Origin of the sequence: Allobosea sp. LC85 (assembly GCF_000735605.1) — a bacterium.
Classification (GTDB): domain Bacteria; phylum Pseudomonadota; class Alphaproteobacteria; order Rhizobiales; family Beijerinckiaceae; genus Allobosea.
The window spans coordinates 1-13,541 of the sequence record NZ_JPKG01000022.1 but is presented as its reverse complement, the minus strand read 5'-3'; the positions used below and the strand labels follow the sequence as shown (position 1 = coordinate 13,541).

The 13,541-nt window shown below is 63.7% G+C and carries 14 protein-coding genes; 11 read left to right on the top strand and 3 right to left on the bottom strand.

Going from position 1 to position 13,541, the window contains the following annotated elements; genetic code table 11:
* Positions 1-39: 39 nt before the first annotated feature.
* Positions 40-501, bottom strand: coding sequence for a molybdopterin-dependent oxidoreductase (locus FG93_RS10735; RefSeq protein WP_052513612.1), 462 nt, complete (start codon positions 499-501; stop codon positions 40-42).
* A gap of 246 nt (positions 502-747) precedes the next feature.
* Between FG93_RS10735 and folE the strand changes: the two genes are divergently transcribed.
* The 3 genes from folE to FG93_RS10720 all read left to right on the top strand — a co-directional run bounded on the left by folE (position 748) and on the right by FG93_RS10720 (position 2,668).
* Positions 748-1,413 carry a GTP cyclohydrolase I gene (gene folE / locus FG93_RS10730; RefSeq protein WP_052513611.1) on the top strand — a complete coding sequence of 222 codons (666 nt, stop codon included), beginning with the start codon at positions 748-750 and terminating at the stop codon, positions 1,411-1,413.
* A gap of 12 nt (positions 1,414-1,425) precedes the next feature.
* Positions 1,426-1,935, top strand: coding sequence for a 6-carboxytetrahydropterin synthase (locus FG93_RS10725; protein WP_200878093.1), 510 nt, complete (start codon positions 1,426-1,428; stop codon positions 1,933-1,935).
* Between the two features lie 79 nt (positions 1,936-2,014).
* Positions 2,015-2,668: a hypothetical protein gene (locus FG93_RS10720; protein ID WP_152579388.1), complete on the top strand. Its 654-nt coding sequence runs from the start codon at positions 2,015-2,017 to the stop codon at positions 2,666-2,668.
* 284 nt (positions 2,669-2,952) lie between these two features.
* Here FG93_RS10720 and FG93_RS10715 read toward each other — a convergent pair whose 3' ends face one another.
* Positions 2,953-3,978 carry a trans-acting enoyl reductase family protein gene (locus FG93_RS10715; RefSeq protein WP_043234344.1) on the bottom strand — a complete coding sequence of 342 codons (1,026 nt, stop codon included), beginning with the start codon at positions 3,976-3,978 and terminating at the stop codon, positions 2,953-2,955.
* A gap of 105 nt (positions 3,979-4,083) precedes the next feature.
* On the opposite strand from FG93_RS10715, the gene FG93_RS10710 reads away from it, so the two are divergent.
* Positions 4,084-4,707, top strand: coding sequence for a TetR/AcrR family transcriptional regulator (locus FG93_RS10710; protein ID WP_043234343.1), 624 nt, complete (start codon positions 4,084-4,086; stop codon positions 4,705-4,707).
* A gap of 215 nt (positions 4,708-4,922) precedes the next feature.
* Positions 4,923-6,578 (top strand): arylsulfatase, encoded by a 1,656-nt coding sequence (locus FG93_RS10705; RefSeq protein ID WP_052513610.1) that lies wholly within the window; start codon positions 4,923-4,925, stop codon positions 6,576-6,578.
* Positions 6,579-6,758: 180 nt separating this feature from the next.
* Here the strand turns inward: FG93_RS10705 and FG93_RS10700 are convergent, their stop codons facing one another.
* Entirely contained in the window at positions 6,759-7,628 is an 870-nt protein-coding gene (locus FG93_RS10700; RefSeq protein ID WP_043234342.1) for a LysR substrate-binding domain-containing protein, read from the bottom strand.
* A 119-nt stretch (positions 7,629-7,747) separates the two neighbouring features.
* Here FG93_RS10700 and psrA point away from each other — a divergent pair, with 119 nt between their 5' ends.
* From psrA to FG93_RS10670, 6 genes are all read left to right on the top strand, one after another.
* Positions 7,748-8,839: an iron-containing alcohol dehydrogenase PsrA gene (gene psrA / locus FG93_RS10695; protein WP_043234419.1), complete on the top strand. Its 1,092-nt coding sequence runs from the start codon at positions 7,748-7,750 to the stop codon at positions 8,837-8,839.
* A gap of 82 nt (positions 8,840-8,921) precedes the next feature.
* On the top strand, positions 8,922-9,800 hold the full coding sequence (gene phnD / locus FG93_RS10690) for a phosphonate ABC transporter substrate-binding protein (RefSeq protein WP_043234340.1): 879 nt from the start codon (positions 8,922-8,924) through the stop codon (positions 9,798-9,800).
* Positions 9,801-9,833: 33 nt separating this feature from the next.
* Entirely contained in the window at positions 9,834-10,643 is an 810-nt protein-coding gene (gene phnC, locus FG93_RS10685) for a phosphonate ABC transporter ATP-binding protein (protein WP_043234337.1), read from the top strand.
* A gap of 20 nt (positions 10,644-10,663) precedes the next feature.
* Entirely contained in the window at positions 10,664-11,467 is an 804-nt protein-coding gene (gene phnE / locus FG93_RS10680; protein WP_052513609.1) for a phosphonate ABC transporter, permease protein PhnE, read from the top strand.
* 226 nt (positions 11,468-11,693) lie between these two features.
* Positions 11,694-12,941 (top strand): phosphonoacetate hydrolase, encoded by a 1,248-nt coding sequence (gene phnA, locus FG93_RS10675; RefSeq protein WP_043234334.1) that lies wholly within the window; start codon positions 11,694-11,696, stop codon positions 12,939-12,941.
* Between the two features lie 11 nt (positions 12,942-12,952).
* Positions 12,953-13,541 (top strand): aldehyde dehydrogenase family protein (locus tag FG93_RS10670; RefSeq protein WP_043234418.1); only part of this gene is annotated, 589 nt, incomplete at its 3' end.

Below are 13,541 nucleotides of genomic sequence, written 5' to 3'. Positions count from 1 at the left end.
CCCGCAGATGCTAAATAGTTGTCGTTACCTACCCTGTCCCTAGCGGACAATCAACTTTGAAACCTGCCAGGCAGAGCGGCTGTAGAACTTCTGACTGCGCAACTCAGGGTTGCTATCATAGGGATAGACGATGAACAGCGGGCCCTTGTCACGAATCGGCATGTATTCGCCGTTGCGCCTGAGCGCCAGAATGACGTTGTACTTCGCGAAGTCCTCAAGCGGTATTTCTGTCGTATAGTCGTTGAGCGCGATCGCTTGAACGGTGTCGCCCTTGGCGCCGACCGATTTCATCAGTTTATCGAGCGAGATGCCCTCGAATTTCTGCGGTCCGGAGTACCACGGGGTGTTCGTCTCGATTGTCATGAGCCCCATCGCTTCGATCGCGGCGCGATCGAACTGTGCGGCATCGGCGCTATTGGTCACCGAGATCTTTCCGGATATCGTCAGGATGACCTTGTCCGTCGGAGCGGCCAAAGTCTGGGCGCTGACCGACCGAGCCATAAGCAGACCAATGGACGAGATCGCGCCCAGGGTGATTCCACGTCGCAATGTGTCTATAGACATGAGGGGCTCCCGATCGACCTAGCTCGAAATCTTAAGAGCTGGCCCTTAAAAACCTCTAAAGCGGAAATCCATTAAATTGTTGATATAATTGTGCAAGACTCCTCCGAATTCCCAAATGTTTTCGACGTACTGAACCCGACCCACGCGCGACCCCCATCGCCCACGAAGGCATCTGGATGCGACATGTCACGAGCGAATAGCCTACCCAACTCAGCCCGCCTCGGAAACCACGCCGTCGAGGGCTACCTGGACAAGACCGAACGGACGGCAATGCGAAACGCGGCCGCCAAGAAGATCGAAGAGCTGTTCGATATTCTGCAGATCGATCACCAGAACGACCATAACACCCGCGACACACCGGCCCGGGTCGCCAAGATGTTCGTCGAGGAACTCCTCCACGGCCGCTACAACGCGCCGCCGAAGATCACCGAATTCGACAATGCCACCAGCTACGACCAGTTGATCGTCACCGGTCCGATCGATGTGCGCTCGACCTGCGCCCATCACCTGATGCCGATCTATGGCGTGGCCTTCATCGGCGTCCTGCCGTCGCCGGAAGGCAAGATCATCGGCCTGTCGAAATATGATCGCATCATTCAGCACTTCGCCGCCCGCCTCCAGATCCAGGAGGAGCTGGTCAAGCAGATCGAGCAGCATATCGTCGAGACAACCAATCCCCGCGGCCTGGCGGTGAGGATCAGCGCTGTCCACATGTGCAAGACCCATCGCGGCGTTCGGGCCAGCCATGCCAGCCGCATGGTGAACAGCTCATTCTACGGCGAATTTGCCACGAACGCCTCATACAAGGCCGAATTCATCCAGGAATGCACATCCCTGGAACGCCTTTAGGACCCCAAATCAATGGATAGCGTGGCAATGATGCAGGACCACAGGCCTGTGCGAATCGTTCACCGGGATGTCTATCGATCCACCAAGACCTATGACTTCACCGAAGGCCTTTCCTGCTGCTTCCGCCAATGGCGCGCCACGCATTCGCATTGCAGCCTGGTCCACGGTTATGCGCTGTCCTTCAAATTCGTCTTCGCCACCCACGAGCTCGACGAGCGCAACTGGTGCTTCGATTTCGGCGGGATGAAGGAGATCAAGACCTGGTTGAAGCACATGTTCGACCACACGATGATCGTCGCGTCCGATGACCCGCATCTCGACGCGTTCCAGGGGCTGGCCGACAAGGGGCTTGTCGACCTGCGGATCATGCCCGCAGTCGGCTGCGAAGCGACCGCTCGCTACACGTTCGACCATGTTGCGGCCTGGCTCGCCAATCAGATCGGTGAGCGGGTCTGGCTGGAATCGGTCGAGGTCCGCGAGCACGACGGAAATTCGGCGATCTTCGAGCGCCGGCAGGGCTGAGGGCTCTCGAGATGACAGGCCCGGGGCCGCGGCGAAATCCCGGCGGCCTCGGCCAACACCCGAATGCCATGATCGGTCCATGGCGTTCGCCGCACTGACGACAACCGAGATCCTGTCATATGGAGCCGGCATGGATAGTGCCGGCATGGACTTGGCATGCAGTGGCGCCGGCCATGACGACAAGCGCGTCCAGCCGTGGCGGCACGCCACGAATGCCGGTTACGGGGCCGGAAATCCAGATTCACAGCATCGACGGGCGGATGAAAGTCCCGCTATAGTTCGCGAAAGTCGAGCAGTGGGGGAACGGATGCCTATCGCCTCTTACGCAAGTGCAGCCATCGCCGGCCTTGTCGCCGCAACAGCCCTGGTCTCGCATGGCTCGGCGGCTGAAGGCCGGTTCGCGGCCTATCAGGGAGCCTGGCTGGCAGACGGCACGGCCTGTGAAGAGGTTTTCTCCACGAGCCGAAACGGAATGGTCTTCAAGAGCCCGCCCGATCTTTTCGTGTCGGCCTTCATCATCAACGGCGACCGCATCAAAACGCCCTTTGCCACCTGCAGGATCGGGTCAGTCAAACGCGTCGGCGATCGCGACACCCTGTCGCTCGGCTGTGCCAGCCCGGTCTCGACGGGACAGGCTTCCGCGACCCTGTCCAAGGAACCCGATGGCCGCCTCAAGCGCTATTACAGCGCGTCCGACACCAGCGGTACCAACTACAGACTTTGCCCGAAATAGGCAGGCATCTCTCAAGGGACCTCGCGGTGATCTGCTGAACCTGCCGGATCAGAAAACGAATCAAGACCTTCAACGAATCCATTCAGCTAAAACAGAAAATGGATTTCTCACCCCTCTGTGGGGCGGTGGGTCGCGTCAATACCATCCGTGCGGAAAGACCATCCGTGCGGCAAGCGTCGTGACGTGACCTTCCAAAGCCTCGTCGTCACCTCCCGAGCAGCGAGGACAGCTGGCGACAAGATCAGCAGGACCGCCTCCATGGCGATCCTGCTGCGCCCCAATGATCAGGACGACAGGTCGGGAGCGAGCGCCGCCAGGAAGTCCCTTGCGTCGAAGAGTGCGCCCGGAGCGAAGACGCCGCCCCGTTGCTTTTCGCTGTTCAGGATCCGCTCGACGGCTTCGACCACCAGGGGCGCGGTGATGGCATAGATGTCCTGGCCCCGGGCCACCGCCCGCCGCACGGTATTCCCCTGGCGGATTTCGACCTCGACGAGGAATCTCTGCGCCGAGCGCCCGGACGCGTCGGCCGCGACCGGCGCGGGTGTGGCGACGTCACGCAGATCACGCAACGGCGCCGTGTTCAGGTAGCTGTGGAGTTCCGACAGCTGAAGATGGCTCCCGATCAGGATCGCTTCGGTGAAGGGCAGCTCGACCATCTCCTGCGCGCCGAAGGGGTCGGCGAAGGGCCAGACCGTGTTCGGAGCCGGATCGGGCAGATGCTGCAGCCTGCCCTCCGCGATCGTCACCCGCCTTGCCGTGTTGCGCTGCCCCGTCACCCGCGTCCCCTCGGTCGGATGCCAGCTGTCGAGCGCGATCGCGATGCGCGCCTCGTCGGCGCGGCTCCAGTCGCCCATCGCCGCCGTCACCAGCAGGTCGCTCAGGCCGCCATAGAAGCCCATGGCCGGAATGACGGCGACGCCGGCCTCTTCCGCGGCTGAGGAATAACGCTCGAAGGTCGCCCGGGCGCTAGGCTGCTCGGCCGTCACGTCGAGATAGGGGATGCGCGCCTGCATGGCGGCCGGGACCAGGAATTCGGCCGTGTCGAGGAACGGGCCGGCGCAGTTGATCAGCGCCGACGCTCCGGTGAGGGCGCGGGCGAGCGAAGTGGAGTCCGCAAGCGCTGCGACCTCTCGCCTGACGTCGGCCGGAAAATCGGCCGCCGCGAGCTTTTCCGCATCGCGCCCGATCGCGATGGCCGAGAAGCCGCGTCGCAACAGCTCCCTGATCACGAAACGGCCCGTATGTCCGGCGGCCCCGTAGACCGCAATGGCAGGCTTGCTGACCCCTGCCCCGTCAAACCGATCGCTCATGATGCCCTCGCGCTACAGACCTGTCTGTTTCTTTTGGGTACAGACAGGTCTGTAGCGTGTCAAGCGGAGAACTGCTATCATCACTTCGTGAGAGGAGAGCAGCGCATGCGGACGGAGCCAAAGGACCAGCGGCCGGGCGAGGACACGGGCCAGGTCGACATGCGCGAACGGCTGCTCGCAACCGCCTCCGACCTGTTCTACCGGCGCGGCGTCCGCGCGGTCGGCGTCGATGTGATCATCGAAGCGGCCGGCGTCGCCAAGACGAGCCTCTACCGTCACTTCCGCACGAAGGACGAGCTCATCGCCGCATTCCTGCAGCGGGAGGACGAGGATTTCTGGGCGTGCTGGGATGACGTGGCGGCGCGCCACTCAGACGATGGCGAAGCCGAGCTCGACGCCCAGATGGGCTGGATCGGCGAGCGCGTCGGCCGGCCGCATTATCGCGGCTGCCCCCAGATCAACGTCGCTGCGGAGTTCCCGGACGAGGACCACCCTGCCCGGCTCGTGGCCAAGACGCATAAGCAGCAGTTGCACCGCCGCCTGCGGGCCATCGCCGAGCAGCTGCAGATCAAGCATCCCGAGGTGCTGGCGACCCAGTTGCTGGTGCTCATCAACGGGGCCTTCGTCAGTTCGCAGATCCTGGCCGAGGGCGACGCGACATCGCTGCTGCGACACATGACGCACGCCCTGGTCGCAGCGGCCCGGACCGCTCCGGCCAACGCCTCGTAACCCTAGCCGTTGGCGAGCCCGCAGCCGGCGGCGCATGGCCAAGTGCCGCACTTTCCACCGTCGCGCCGGCCGCGCATCGCAACCGATCAGAAGCGCGGCCGCCCCCTCCGGCGGCATGGCTCCTTGCCTGCGAAGTGGTCACCGGGCACAGTAGCTTTGCTTGGACCACGCATGTCTCCTTCAGCCGTTGCTATCGCATAGAGAAGGAAGTCGCTATGAATCCCAAGGAAACTCCAGTTGAACTTCCGGGTAATACTGAGAAAATCGTCGATCGCCGCAGCATCCTGCTCGGGGGCACTGCGCTCGCGGCGGCGGGCCTGTCGGGCACGACCGCTGTCGCACAGGCGCAGCCGGCGCCCGCGGCACCGGCCGGTTCGGCAGGGCGCAAGCCCAACATCGTCGTGATCTTCGGCGACGATATCGGCATTCCCCAGATCAGCGCCTACACCATGGGCATGATGGGCTATCGCACCCCCAATATCGACCGTATCGCGCAGGAAGGCGCGATCTTCACCGACAGCTATGGCCAACAGAGCTGCACGGCCGGCCGTGCCTCCTTCATTCTCGGCCAGGAGCCCTTCCGCACCGGTCTTCTGACCATCGGCATGCCGGGCGACCCGCACGGCATCCAGGACTGGATGCCGACCATTGCCGATGTGATGAAGACGCAAGGGTATGCGACCGGCCAATTCGGCAAGAACCATCTCGGCGATCGCGACGAACATCTGCCGACGCGGCATGGCTTCGACGAATTCTTCGGCAATCTCTATCACCTCAACGCCGAGGAGGAGCCGGAGGGTTACTTCTATCCGAAGGATCCGGACTTCAAGCGCAAATTCGGCCCGCGTGGCGTGATCAAATCCTCAGCAGACGGCAGGATCGAGGATACCGGACCGCTCAACACCAAGCGCATGGAAACCGTCGACGAGGAATTCCTGGCCGGCGCCAAGGATTTCGTCGACCGGCAGGTGAAGGCGAACCGGCCCTTCTTCCTCTGGTTCAACTCGACCCGCATGCATGTCTTCACCCATCTGAAGAAGGAATCGATGGGCAAGACCGGCAAGGGCATCCATGCCGACGGCATGGTCGAGCATGACGGCATGGTCGGCGAACTTCTGAAGCAGCTCGACGATCTGCGCATCGCCGACAACACGATCGTGGTCTACACGACCGATAACGGTGCCGAGCTTGCCCTCTGGCCGGACGGCGCGATGACGCCGTTCAAGAGCGAGAAGGGCACGACCTGGGAAGGCGGCATGCGCATTCCCATGATGGTGCGCTGGCCAGGCGTGATCAAACCCGGCACGCAGTACAACGATACCATCTCACTGATCGACTGGTTCCCGACGCTTTGCGCCGCCGCCGGGGCGGGAGACATCAAGGAGAAGATGAAGGCCGGCTTCACCGCGGGCACCAAGACCTTCAAGGTCCATCTCGATGGCTTTGATTTCGGGCCCTATTTCAGGGGCGACGTCAAAACCGGACCGCGGGACGCATTGATGTATTTCGATCAGGGCGGCAATCTCAACGCCATCCGCTGGAATGACTGGAAGCTCAGCTTTGCCCAGGCAAAGGGCAATATCGCGACCGGCACACGCGAGGTCACGGCCTGGGCGATGATCACGAACCTGCGCATGGATCCGTACGAGCGCGGCCTTGAGGAAGGCGGCGGAGCCATGACGTTCCTGGCGCAGAACATGTGGCTGCTCGTGCCCATACAGGGGAAGATCAAGGAGTTCTTCTCCGACTTCGACCAGTATCCCTACCAATCCGGCAGTTCGCTCAATGCCGGTGGCATCAATTACGGACTGCTCAACCAGCAAGCGGCGATGAAACGCCTCAAGGAACTGGAAGCGCTCCGGCCTCGCTGAGAACCCGGTGGCCCGCGCTGTCCCGGTGCCCGTAACCGAGGCAGCGCGGATTTTGGCGCTGATATCCGCTTCGCCCGCGAGCTGCTTCGACCGAAGGGGATATGCGCGACGCGTCCGGACGCGCAATCGGATACACGCAAGTCAGCGACCCGAGCGCGCCCAATCCGGCGGCTCGAGGGATCACCTGTCCTTGGTCTGCCGGACGGTGTCGAGAAAGGCCCTCACGATCCGGCTGGCTTCGCGCTTCCGCAAGATCACGACATGCGCATAGGTGTAGATCGCCGCATCCGCGATCGGGATCAGGCGCAGCGCCGGATCAGGCACGAATTCGGCGACTGAGACATAGCTGATGCCGAGCCCCCGGATGACGGCCTCGCGAATCGCCTCGCGGCTGCCGATCTCCATGACCGTGCGCGGCTTCGTCTTCGCCGCGACGAGGGCTTGCTCAAAGGCCCGTCGCGTCGTCGAGCCGCGTTCGCGTACGATCATCGCCTCGCCGTCAAGCGCCGCAATCTCGATGCTCTTGCATCCGGCAAGCCGATGATCCTCCCGCACGAACACGGCGACGGGATGCCGGCGATAGGGGATGGTGAGCAGCCGATCGTCCTCGTCGATATAGGCGAGCACCGCGACGTCGCAGCGATACTCGAAGAGATCATCCAGGACTTCGGTCGAGTTGCCGATCTTCACGGCGAGTTCGATCCCGGGATAGGCGCGGTTGAAGGCTGCGAGCATCTCGGTGACGTGATAGGGACCGACGGCGCTGATCGACAACCGGCCGGTCCTGAGCTCGCGCGACTGCTCGAGAAAGGCGATCGCCTCGTCCTCCTCGGAGAACAGCCGGGTGGTGATCGCCAGCAATTGCCGCCCCGCGTCGCTCAGTTCCCGGCGCCGCCCCTTCCGGACGAAGAGTTCGACCCCGTACTCCTCCTCGAGCGCCCCCACCTGCGCGGTCAGCGTCGGCTGGCTGATGTTGAACTCCGCGGCAGCGGCGTTGAAGCCACCGGCACTGGCCACCGCATGGAATGATCGCAGACGCGTATAACGCATAGCAAATTTCTATCTATCAGCGCCGAAAAATCAATTTGTTTATTGGTTCGTCCTTTGTGAACATCCACTCCAACGGCGCCGGAAAAGTGCGGCGGCAAGACGGAACGAGGGTGGAACGCATGCATTGGGCCTATTGGAATCCCGTCAGGATCCGTTTTGGCGCCGGCCTCTTCGACGAGGTCGCAGGTCTGATCGGCAAGCGGCGCTGGGCGCTCGTCACCTATGACCAGCCGATCTTTCGCAACCTCGCAGAGCGCCTCGCACAGGCTGCCGGGGCGCCGGTGGCGACGATCGCCAATATCGAGACCAACCCGGACTGTGCCGATCTCGTCGAATCCTGCCGCCTGTTCGGCACGTCCGCGCAGCGGGCCGAGGTCATCGTCGCGCTCGGCGGCGGCTCGATGATCGACGCCGCCAAGGTGCTCGCCGCCAGCGGCGGCGATTTCGAAACGGTGCGCCGCCATCTCGTCGACAAGGCACCGCTCGATGCCTCGAACATCATCCCGATCATCGCCGTTCCCACGACGGCCGGAACCGGCAGCGAAGTCACCTCCTGGGCCACCGTCTGGGATGCCGACCATGGCAGCAAATACTCGCTCGCCCATCCCCGGCTCTATCCTGAAGCCGCGGTGCTCGACCCTGCCCTGACGCTGGGTGCACCGCGCGGCCTGACGCTTGCGACCGGGCTCGACGCGCTCTCGCATGCGCTGGAGAGCATCTGGAACGTCAATGGCAACCCGGTCTCGGCCAATTACGCCGTCGAGGCAGCACGCGAGATCATCGAGACGCTGCCGCGCCTGATCGAGCGCCTCGACGATATCGGCCTCAGGGAGCGTCAGATGCGCGCCAGTCTGCTGGCGGGCCTCGCCTTCTCCAACACCAAGACGGCGCTGGCCCACAACATCTCCTACGACATCACGCTGAAGAGCGGCACGATCCACGGCATCGCCTGCTCCTTCTCGCTGCCGATCGTGATGCGCTGGGCCATGGGCACGCAGCCGCAATGCGACGCCGCGCTGCGTCGGGTCTTCGGCAGCGATCTCGATGCCGGCGCCGAACGGCTCGGCCTGTTCCTGCAGGGTCTCGGCGTCAAGACCGACCCGTCCGCCTATGGCGTCTCTCCGGCCGAATGGGACCGGCTGGTCGCAAAGGCGCTGGAGGGTGAGCGGGGTCGCAATTTCATCGGGAGACAGGCCGCCAAAGCTGCCTAACATCGTTCACATCAGGGCTACGACGCCCGCATCGGTTCACCGGCAAGGTCAAAGGGCCACCGGATCATCTTGGGAGGATGACATGGACATTTCGCGTCGGAAGGTATTGACGGGATCGCTTGCCGCTGCGGGGGCCGTGTTGGCCATGCCGCATCTGGTTCGGGCCCAGACGAAGCTGATCCGGGTCGGCCTGATTCCTTCGGAGGATTCGCGAGCGATGCTGGAATCAAGCCAGCAATTGCTGGACGCATTGCAGAAAAATCTCGGCATCAAGGTGCAGGGCTTCGTCGCCTCGGACTATAACGGCGTCATCGAAGCCATGCGCTCGGGCCATGTCGAGGTCGCCTATCTCGGCCCGTTCTCCTATGTGCTCGGTACCACGGTTGCGCCGATCGAGGCCTTCGCGACCGCCGAAACGGCGAAGTCCGGCCGCACCTATTACCACAGCCAGATCATCACGCGGAAAGACAGCGGCATCAAGGAGGTGAAGGACCTGAAAGGCCGTACCTTCGCCTTCGTCGATCCCTCGTCGACCTCCGGCCACCTCTTCCCGAAGGCCGGTCTGATGAAGCTCGGTTTCGACCCCGAGAAGGATTTCAGCCGCGTGCTCTTCACCGGCTCGCATGATGCCAATGCGCTGGCCGTCGCCAACAAGCGCGTCGACGCCGCGACGATCGCCGACCGTATCTTCGATGCCGCGGCCCAGAAGAAGCTGATCGACCCCGCGGATATCCAGGTCGTCTGGCGCTCCGACCCGATCCCGGAATCGCCGACCTGCTGGCGCAAGAACCTGCCCGATGACCTGAAGAAGCAGATCAGGACCGCGTTCCTGAACATCAGGGACATCACCTGGGCCGATCAGGGCAAGCTCAACCGCTTCGTCGAGACCAACGACCAAGCCTACGACATCATCCGGGACACAGCGAAGGTGCTGAATCTCGATCTGGCCAAGATGAAGTAGCCGCGCCCGGCGCGGCTCCACGGAGGATCCGAGATGATCAAGATCGAAGGGCTGAAGAAGTCCTATGTCGGTCGGCCGGTGCTCCAGGGCATCGACCTGACCGTGAAAGCAGGCGAGTTCCTGGTCGTGCTCGGCCCCAGCGGCGCCGGCAAGTCGACCCTGCTGCGCTGCATCAACGGGCTGGCCCAGCCCGATGCGGGACGGACGGTGATCGACGGCACCGTCTTCGATGCCAAGCGCAGCGTGCGCGGCGAGCGGCCCGTCGCCATGATCTTCCAGCACCACAATCTGGTGAAGCGCCTCTCGGTGCTGAAGAACGTACTCGTCGGCCGCATGGCCGGGCTGTCATCCTTCCTGTCGATGCTGCAGCTCTTTCCCAGGCGGGATGTCGATATCGCGATGGAATGCCTGACGCGGGTCGAGCTGGCACACAAGGCCAATTCCCGTGGCGACCAGCTTTCCGGCGGCGAGCAGCAGCGTGTCGGCATCGCCAGGGCCCTGGCGCAACAGCCAGCGGTGATCCTGTGTGACGAGCCGGTGGCGAGCCTCGATCCGAAAACCTCGCGCGTCGTGCTCGGGTACCTCAAGGCGATCTGCAAGGAAGAAGGCATCGCCGTGATCTGCAACCTGCACCAGGTCGACTATGCCGTCGAATTCGGGGAGCGCATCGTCGGGCTCAGCGGCGGCAGGGTGATCTTCGACGACACGCCGGACCAGCTGACCTCCGAGATCGTCCATCAGATCTATCCCGGCCTGGAAGACCCCGGCATCAGCCGCGTCCTGAAACCGCGTGCGGTGGCCCAGCCGATGCTGGCGCCGCTCGTCGCCACCGCAACTGCCTGAACGCGACGAGGAGCCCGATCATGTCATTTGGAACATTGCAACTCGTCCTTCGTCCGCCGCAGGGCCGTTTCGGCTGGTGGGGCGTCAGCGCCCTGTCACTCGCGATCGTCATCTTCCTGTGGTGGGCCGCGCTCGGCTCGCAGATCAATGCCAGCAATCTGTGGAACGGCATTCCCTATATGTGGGATTTCCTGGTCCGCATGGTGCCGCCCAATCCGGATTTCCTGGAGCGGCTCTGGAAGCCGGCGCTCGAAAGCCTGCAGGTCGCCGTCTGGGGCACGCTGCTCGGCGTCGTCATCGCGCTGCCGATCTGCTTCTTTGCCGCCCGGAATCTCAGCCCGAGCCCGGTCGTCTATCACGCTACGCGCCAGGTGCTGAACTGCATGCGCGGCATCAACGAGATCATCCTGGCGCTGATCTTCGTCGCCGCCATCGGCCTTGGCCCCTTCGCGGGCGTCCTGGCCCTTGCGATCCACGGCGCCGGCATGCTCGGCAAATTCTTCGCCGAGGCAATGGAAGATATCGACGAGGGGCCGCTGGAGGCCTTCCGCTCGGCTGGCGTCGGGCCATTCCAGACCTTCTTCTTCGGCGTCCTGCCGCAGGTACTGCCGACCTGGCTGGGCACGGTGTTCTACCGGCTGGAAACCAATGTCCGCCAGTCGACCGTGCTGGGCATGGTGGGCGCCGGCGGCATCGGCTTCGAGCTCGTCTCCTCGATGAAGCTCTTCAAGTACCAGGATACCGCGACCTGCATCCTGTTGATCCTGGCCATGGTGCTCGCGGCCGATCTCATCTCGTCGCGTGTCCGCGCCATGATCCGGTAACGACCCCGACCGTGGCTCCCCCTGCCACGGTCGGCTGACCTCCCTGCACGGCTGACCGTGCTCACCCCTGCCCCATCGGCCTAGAGCATCGGACCGAAAACTGGAATCCGGTTTTCGGAAAAATCCGATGCCCAAACAAGGAGATAGATCGTCCATCCCGCGTCCGAACGGACGCACGGCGATCTATGTCGCTGAAGCGCCAGCCAGCGTCTCGAAAGGAAGAACCATGCTCACGCGAGCCCCCAACACCGTGGCCGCCAATGGCCGCAGCTATCGCCTGCCGGAGGTCCCGACCGTCGTGGTCTGCATCGATGGCTCCGAGCCCGGCTATATCGAGGCGGCCATCGCCAGGGGACTGGCGCCCAATCTCGACCGCCTGCTGCGCGCCGGCTCCTACCGGCTGGCGCGCTCGGTGATCCCGAGCTTCACCAATCCGAACAACATCTCGATCATCACCGGCCAGCCGCCGGCGGTCCACGGCATCGCCGGCAACTACTTCTACGATCGGGCTGCCGGCGAAGAGGTGATGATGAACGATGTGCGATTCATGCGCGCCGGCACCATCATGCAGGCCTTCGAGGAGGCCGGGGCCAAGGTCGCCGTCGTCACAGCCAAGGACAAGCTCCGGACCCTGCTCGGCAAGGGCCTGGATCCGAAGAGCGGCCGCTCGATCGCCTTCTCCTCGGAAAAGGCCGACAAGGCGACTCTTGCCGAGAACGGCATCGAGAACCTCCTCGCCTTCGTCGGCAAGCCGCTGCCGGAGGTCTACTCGGCCGACCTCTCGGAGTTCGTCTTCGCGGCGGGCGTGAAGCTGATCACGACGTTCCGGCCGGACGTCATGTATCTTTCGACCACGGACTATATCCAGCACAAGGCCGCGCCGGACAGCGAAGTCGCCAACGCCTTCTATGCGATGATGGATCGCTATGTCGGCGAACTTGATGCGCTCGGCTGCGTGCTGGCGCTCACTGCCGATCACGGCATGAACGACAAGCACTTGGCCTCGGGCGAGCCCGATGTGCTCTATCTCCAGGATTGGGCCGACCTGCGCTGCGGTGCCGGCCAGGCGCGCGTCATCCTGCCGATCACCGACCCCTATGTCGCCCATCACGGCGCGCTCGGCTCCTTCGCCACCATCTACCTGACGGAGGGAGCGGACGGCCGCGCGCTGCTGAGCGAGCTCGCTGCCACCGACGGCGTCGAGGTCGTGCTCGACAGCGCCGCCGCCTGCATCCGCTTCGCGCTGCCGGCCGACCGGATCGGCGACATCGTGGTGATCTCGACCCGCCACAAGGTCCTCGGCACCAGCGCGGCGCGGCACGACCTGACGGGTTTGACCGAGCCGCTGCGCTCGCATGGCGGACTGACCGAGCAGCTGGTGCCGATGCTGGTCAACCGCGCCGTCGACTGGCCGAAGGAGCAGTTGCGCAATTTCGACGTCTTCGACGTCGCCCTGAACTGCGTCGCGGTTTGAGAGGACCAGTGATGAACGCTCCCTTCAGCCCCACACCCCGCCGCGAGACGATGCGGATCGCCGGCAAGCTCGTCACCACCGACGACATGGTCGAGGTCCGCAACCCCTATGACAATTCCGTCGTCGGCCTGGTCCCGGCCGCCCGCCCCGAGCATGTCCGCGAGGCTTTTGCCAAGGCCAGGGCCTTCAAGCCGACGCTGACCCGCTACGAGCGCCAGCAGATCCTGCAGAAGACGGCCGAGCTGCTGCGCGACCGCAAGGAGCAGTTCGCCCGGCTGATCACGGCGGAAGCCGGGCTGTGCTGGAAGGACTCGCTCTATGAGGCGAGCCGGGCCTATGACGTCTGGTCCTTCGCGGCCCAGCTGACGATCAAGGACGATGGCGAGATGTTCTCCTGCGACATCTCGCCGAACGGCAAGGCGCGCAAGATCTTCACGACGCGCCAACCCCTGCTTGGCGTTATCTCGGCGATCACGCCGTTCAACCACCCGCTCAACATGGTCAGCCACAAGCTGGCGCCGGCGATCGCGACGAATAACCGCCTCGTGCTGAAGCCGACCGAGCTGACGCCGCTGACCGCGCTGGCGCTCGCCGATGTGC

Coding starts and splice junctions, on each gene's coding strand:
- FG93_RS10735 (WP_052513612.1), bottom strand. CDS start 501: ATGGCTCGGTCGGTCAGCGCCCAGACTTTGGCCGCTCCGACGGACAAG.
- folE (WP_052513611.1), top strand. CDS start 748: ATGTCACGAGCGAATAGCCTACCCAACTCAGCCCGCCTCGGAAACCAC.
- FG93_RS10725 (WP_200878093.1), top strand. CDS start 1,426: ATGGATAGCGTGGCAATGATGCAGGACCACAGGCCTGTGCGAATCGTT.
- FG93_RS10720 (WP_152579388.1), top strand. CDS start 2,015: ATGGCGTTCGCCGCACTGACGACAACCGAGATCCTGTCATATGGAGCC.
- FG93_RS10715 (WP_043234344.1), bottom strand. CDS start 3,978: ATGAGCGATCGGTTTGACGGGGCAGGGGTCAGCAAGCCTGCCATTGCG.
- FG93_RS10710 (WP_043234343.1), top strand. CDS start 4,084: ATGCGGACGGAGCCAAAGGACCAGCGGCCGGGCGAGGACACGGGCCAG.
- FG93_RS10705 (WP_052513610.1), top strand. CDS start 4,923: ATGAATCCCAAGGAAACTCCAGTTGAACTTCCGGGTAATACTGAGAAA.
- FG93_RS10700 (WP_043234342.1), bottom strand. CDS start 7,628: ATGCGTTATACGCGTCTGCGATCATTCCATGCGGTGGCCAGTGCCGGT.
- psrA (WP_043234419.1), top strand. CDS start 7,748: ATGCATTGGGCCTATTGGAATCCCGTCAGGATCCGTTTTGGCGCCGGC.
- phnD (WP_043234340.1), top strand. CDS start 8,922: ATGGACATTTCGCGTCGGAAGGTATTGACGGGATCGCTTGCCGCTGCG.
- phnC (WP_043234337.1), top strand. CDS start 9,834: ATGATCAAGATCGAAGGGCTGAAGAAGTCCTATGTCGGTCGGCCGGTG.
- phnE (WP_052513609.1), top strand. CDS start 10,664: ATGTCATTTGGAACATTGCAACTCGTCCTTCGTCCGCCGCAGGGCCGT.
- phnA (WP_043234334.1), top strand. CDS start 11,694: ATGCTCACGCGAGCCCCCAACACCGTGGCCGCCAATGGCCGCAGCTAT.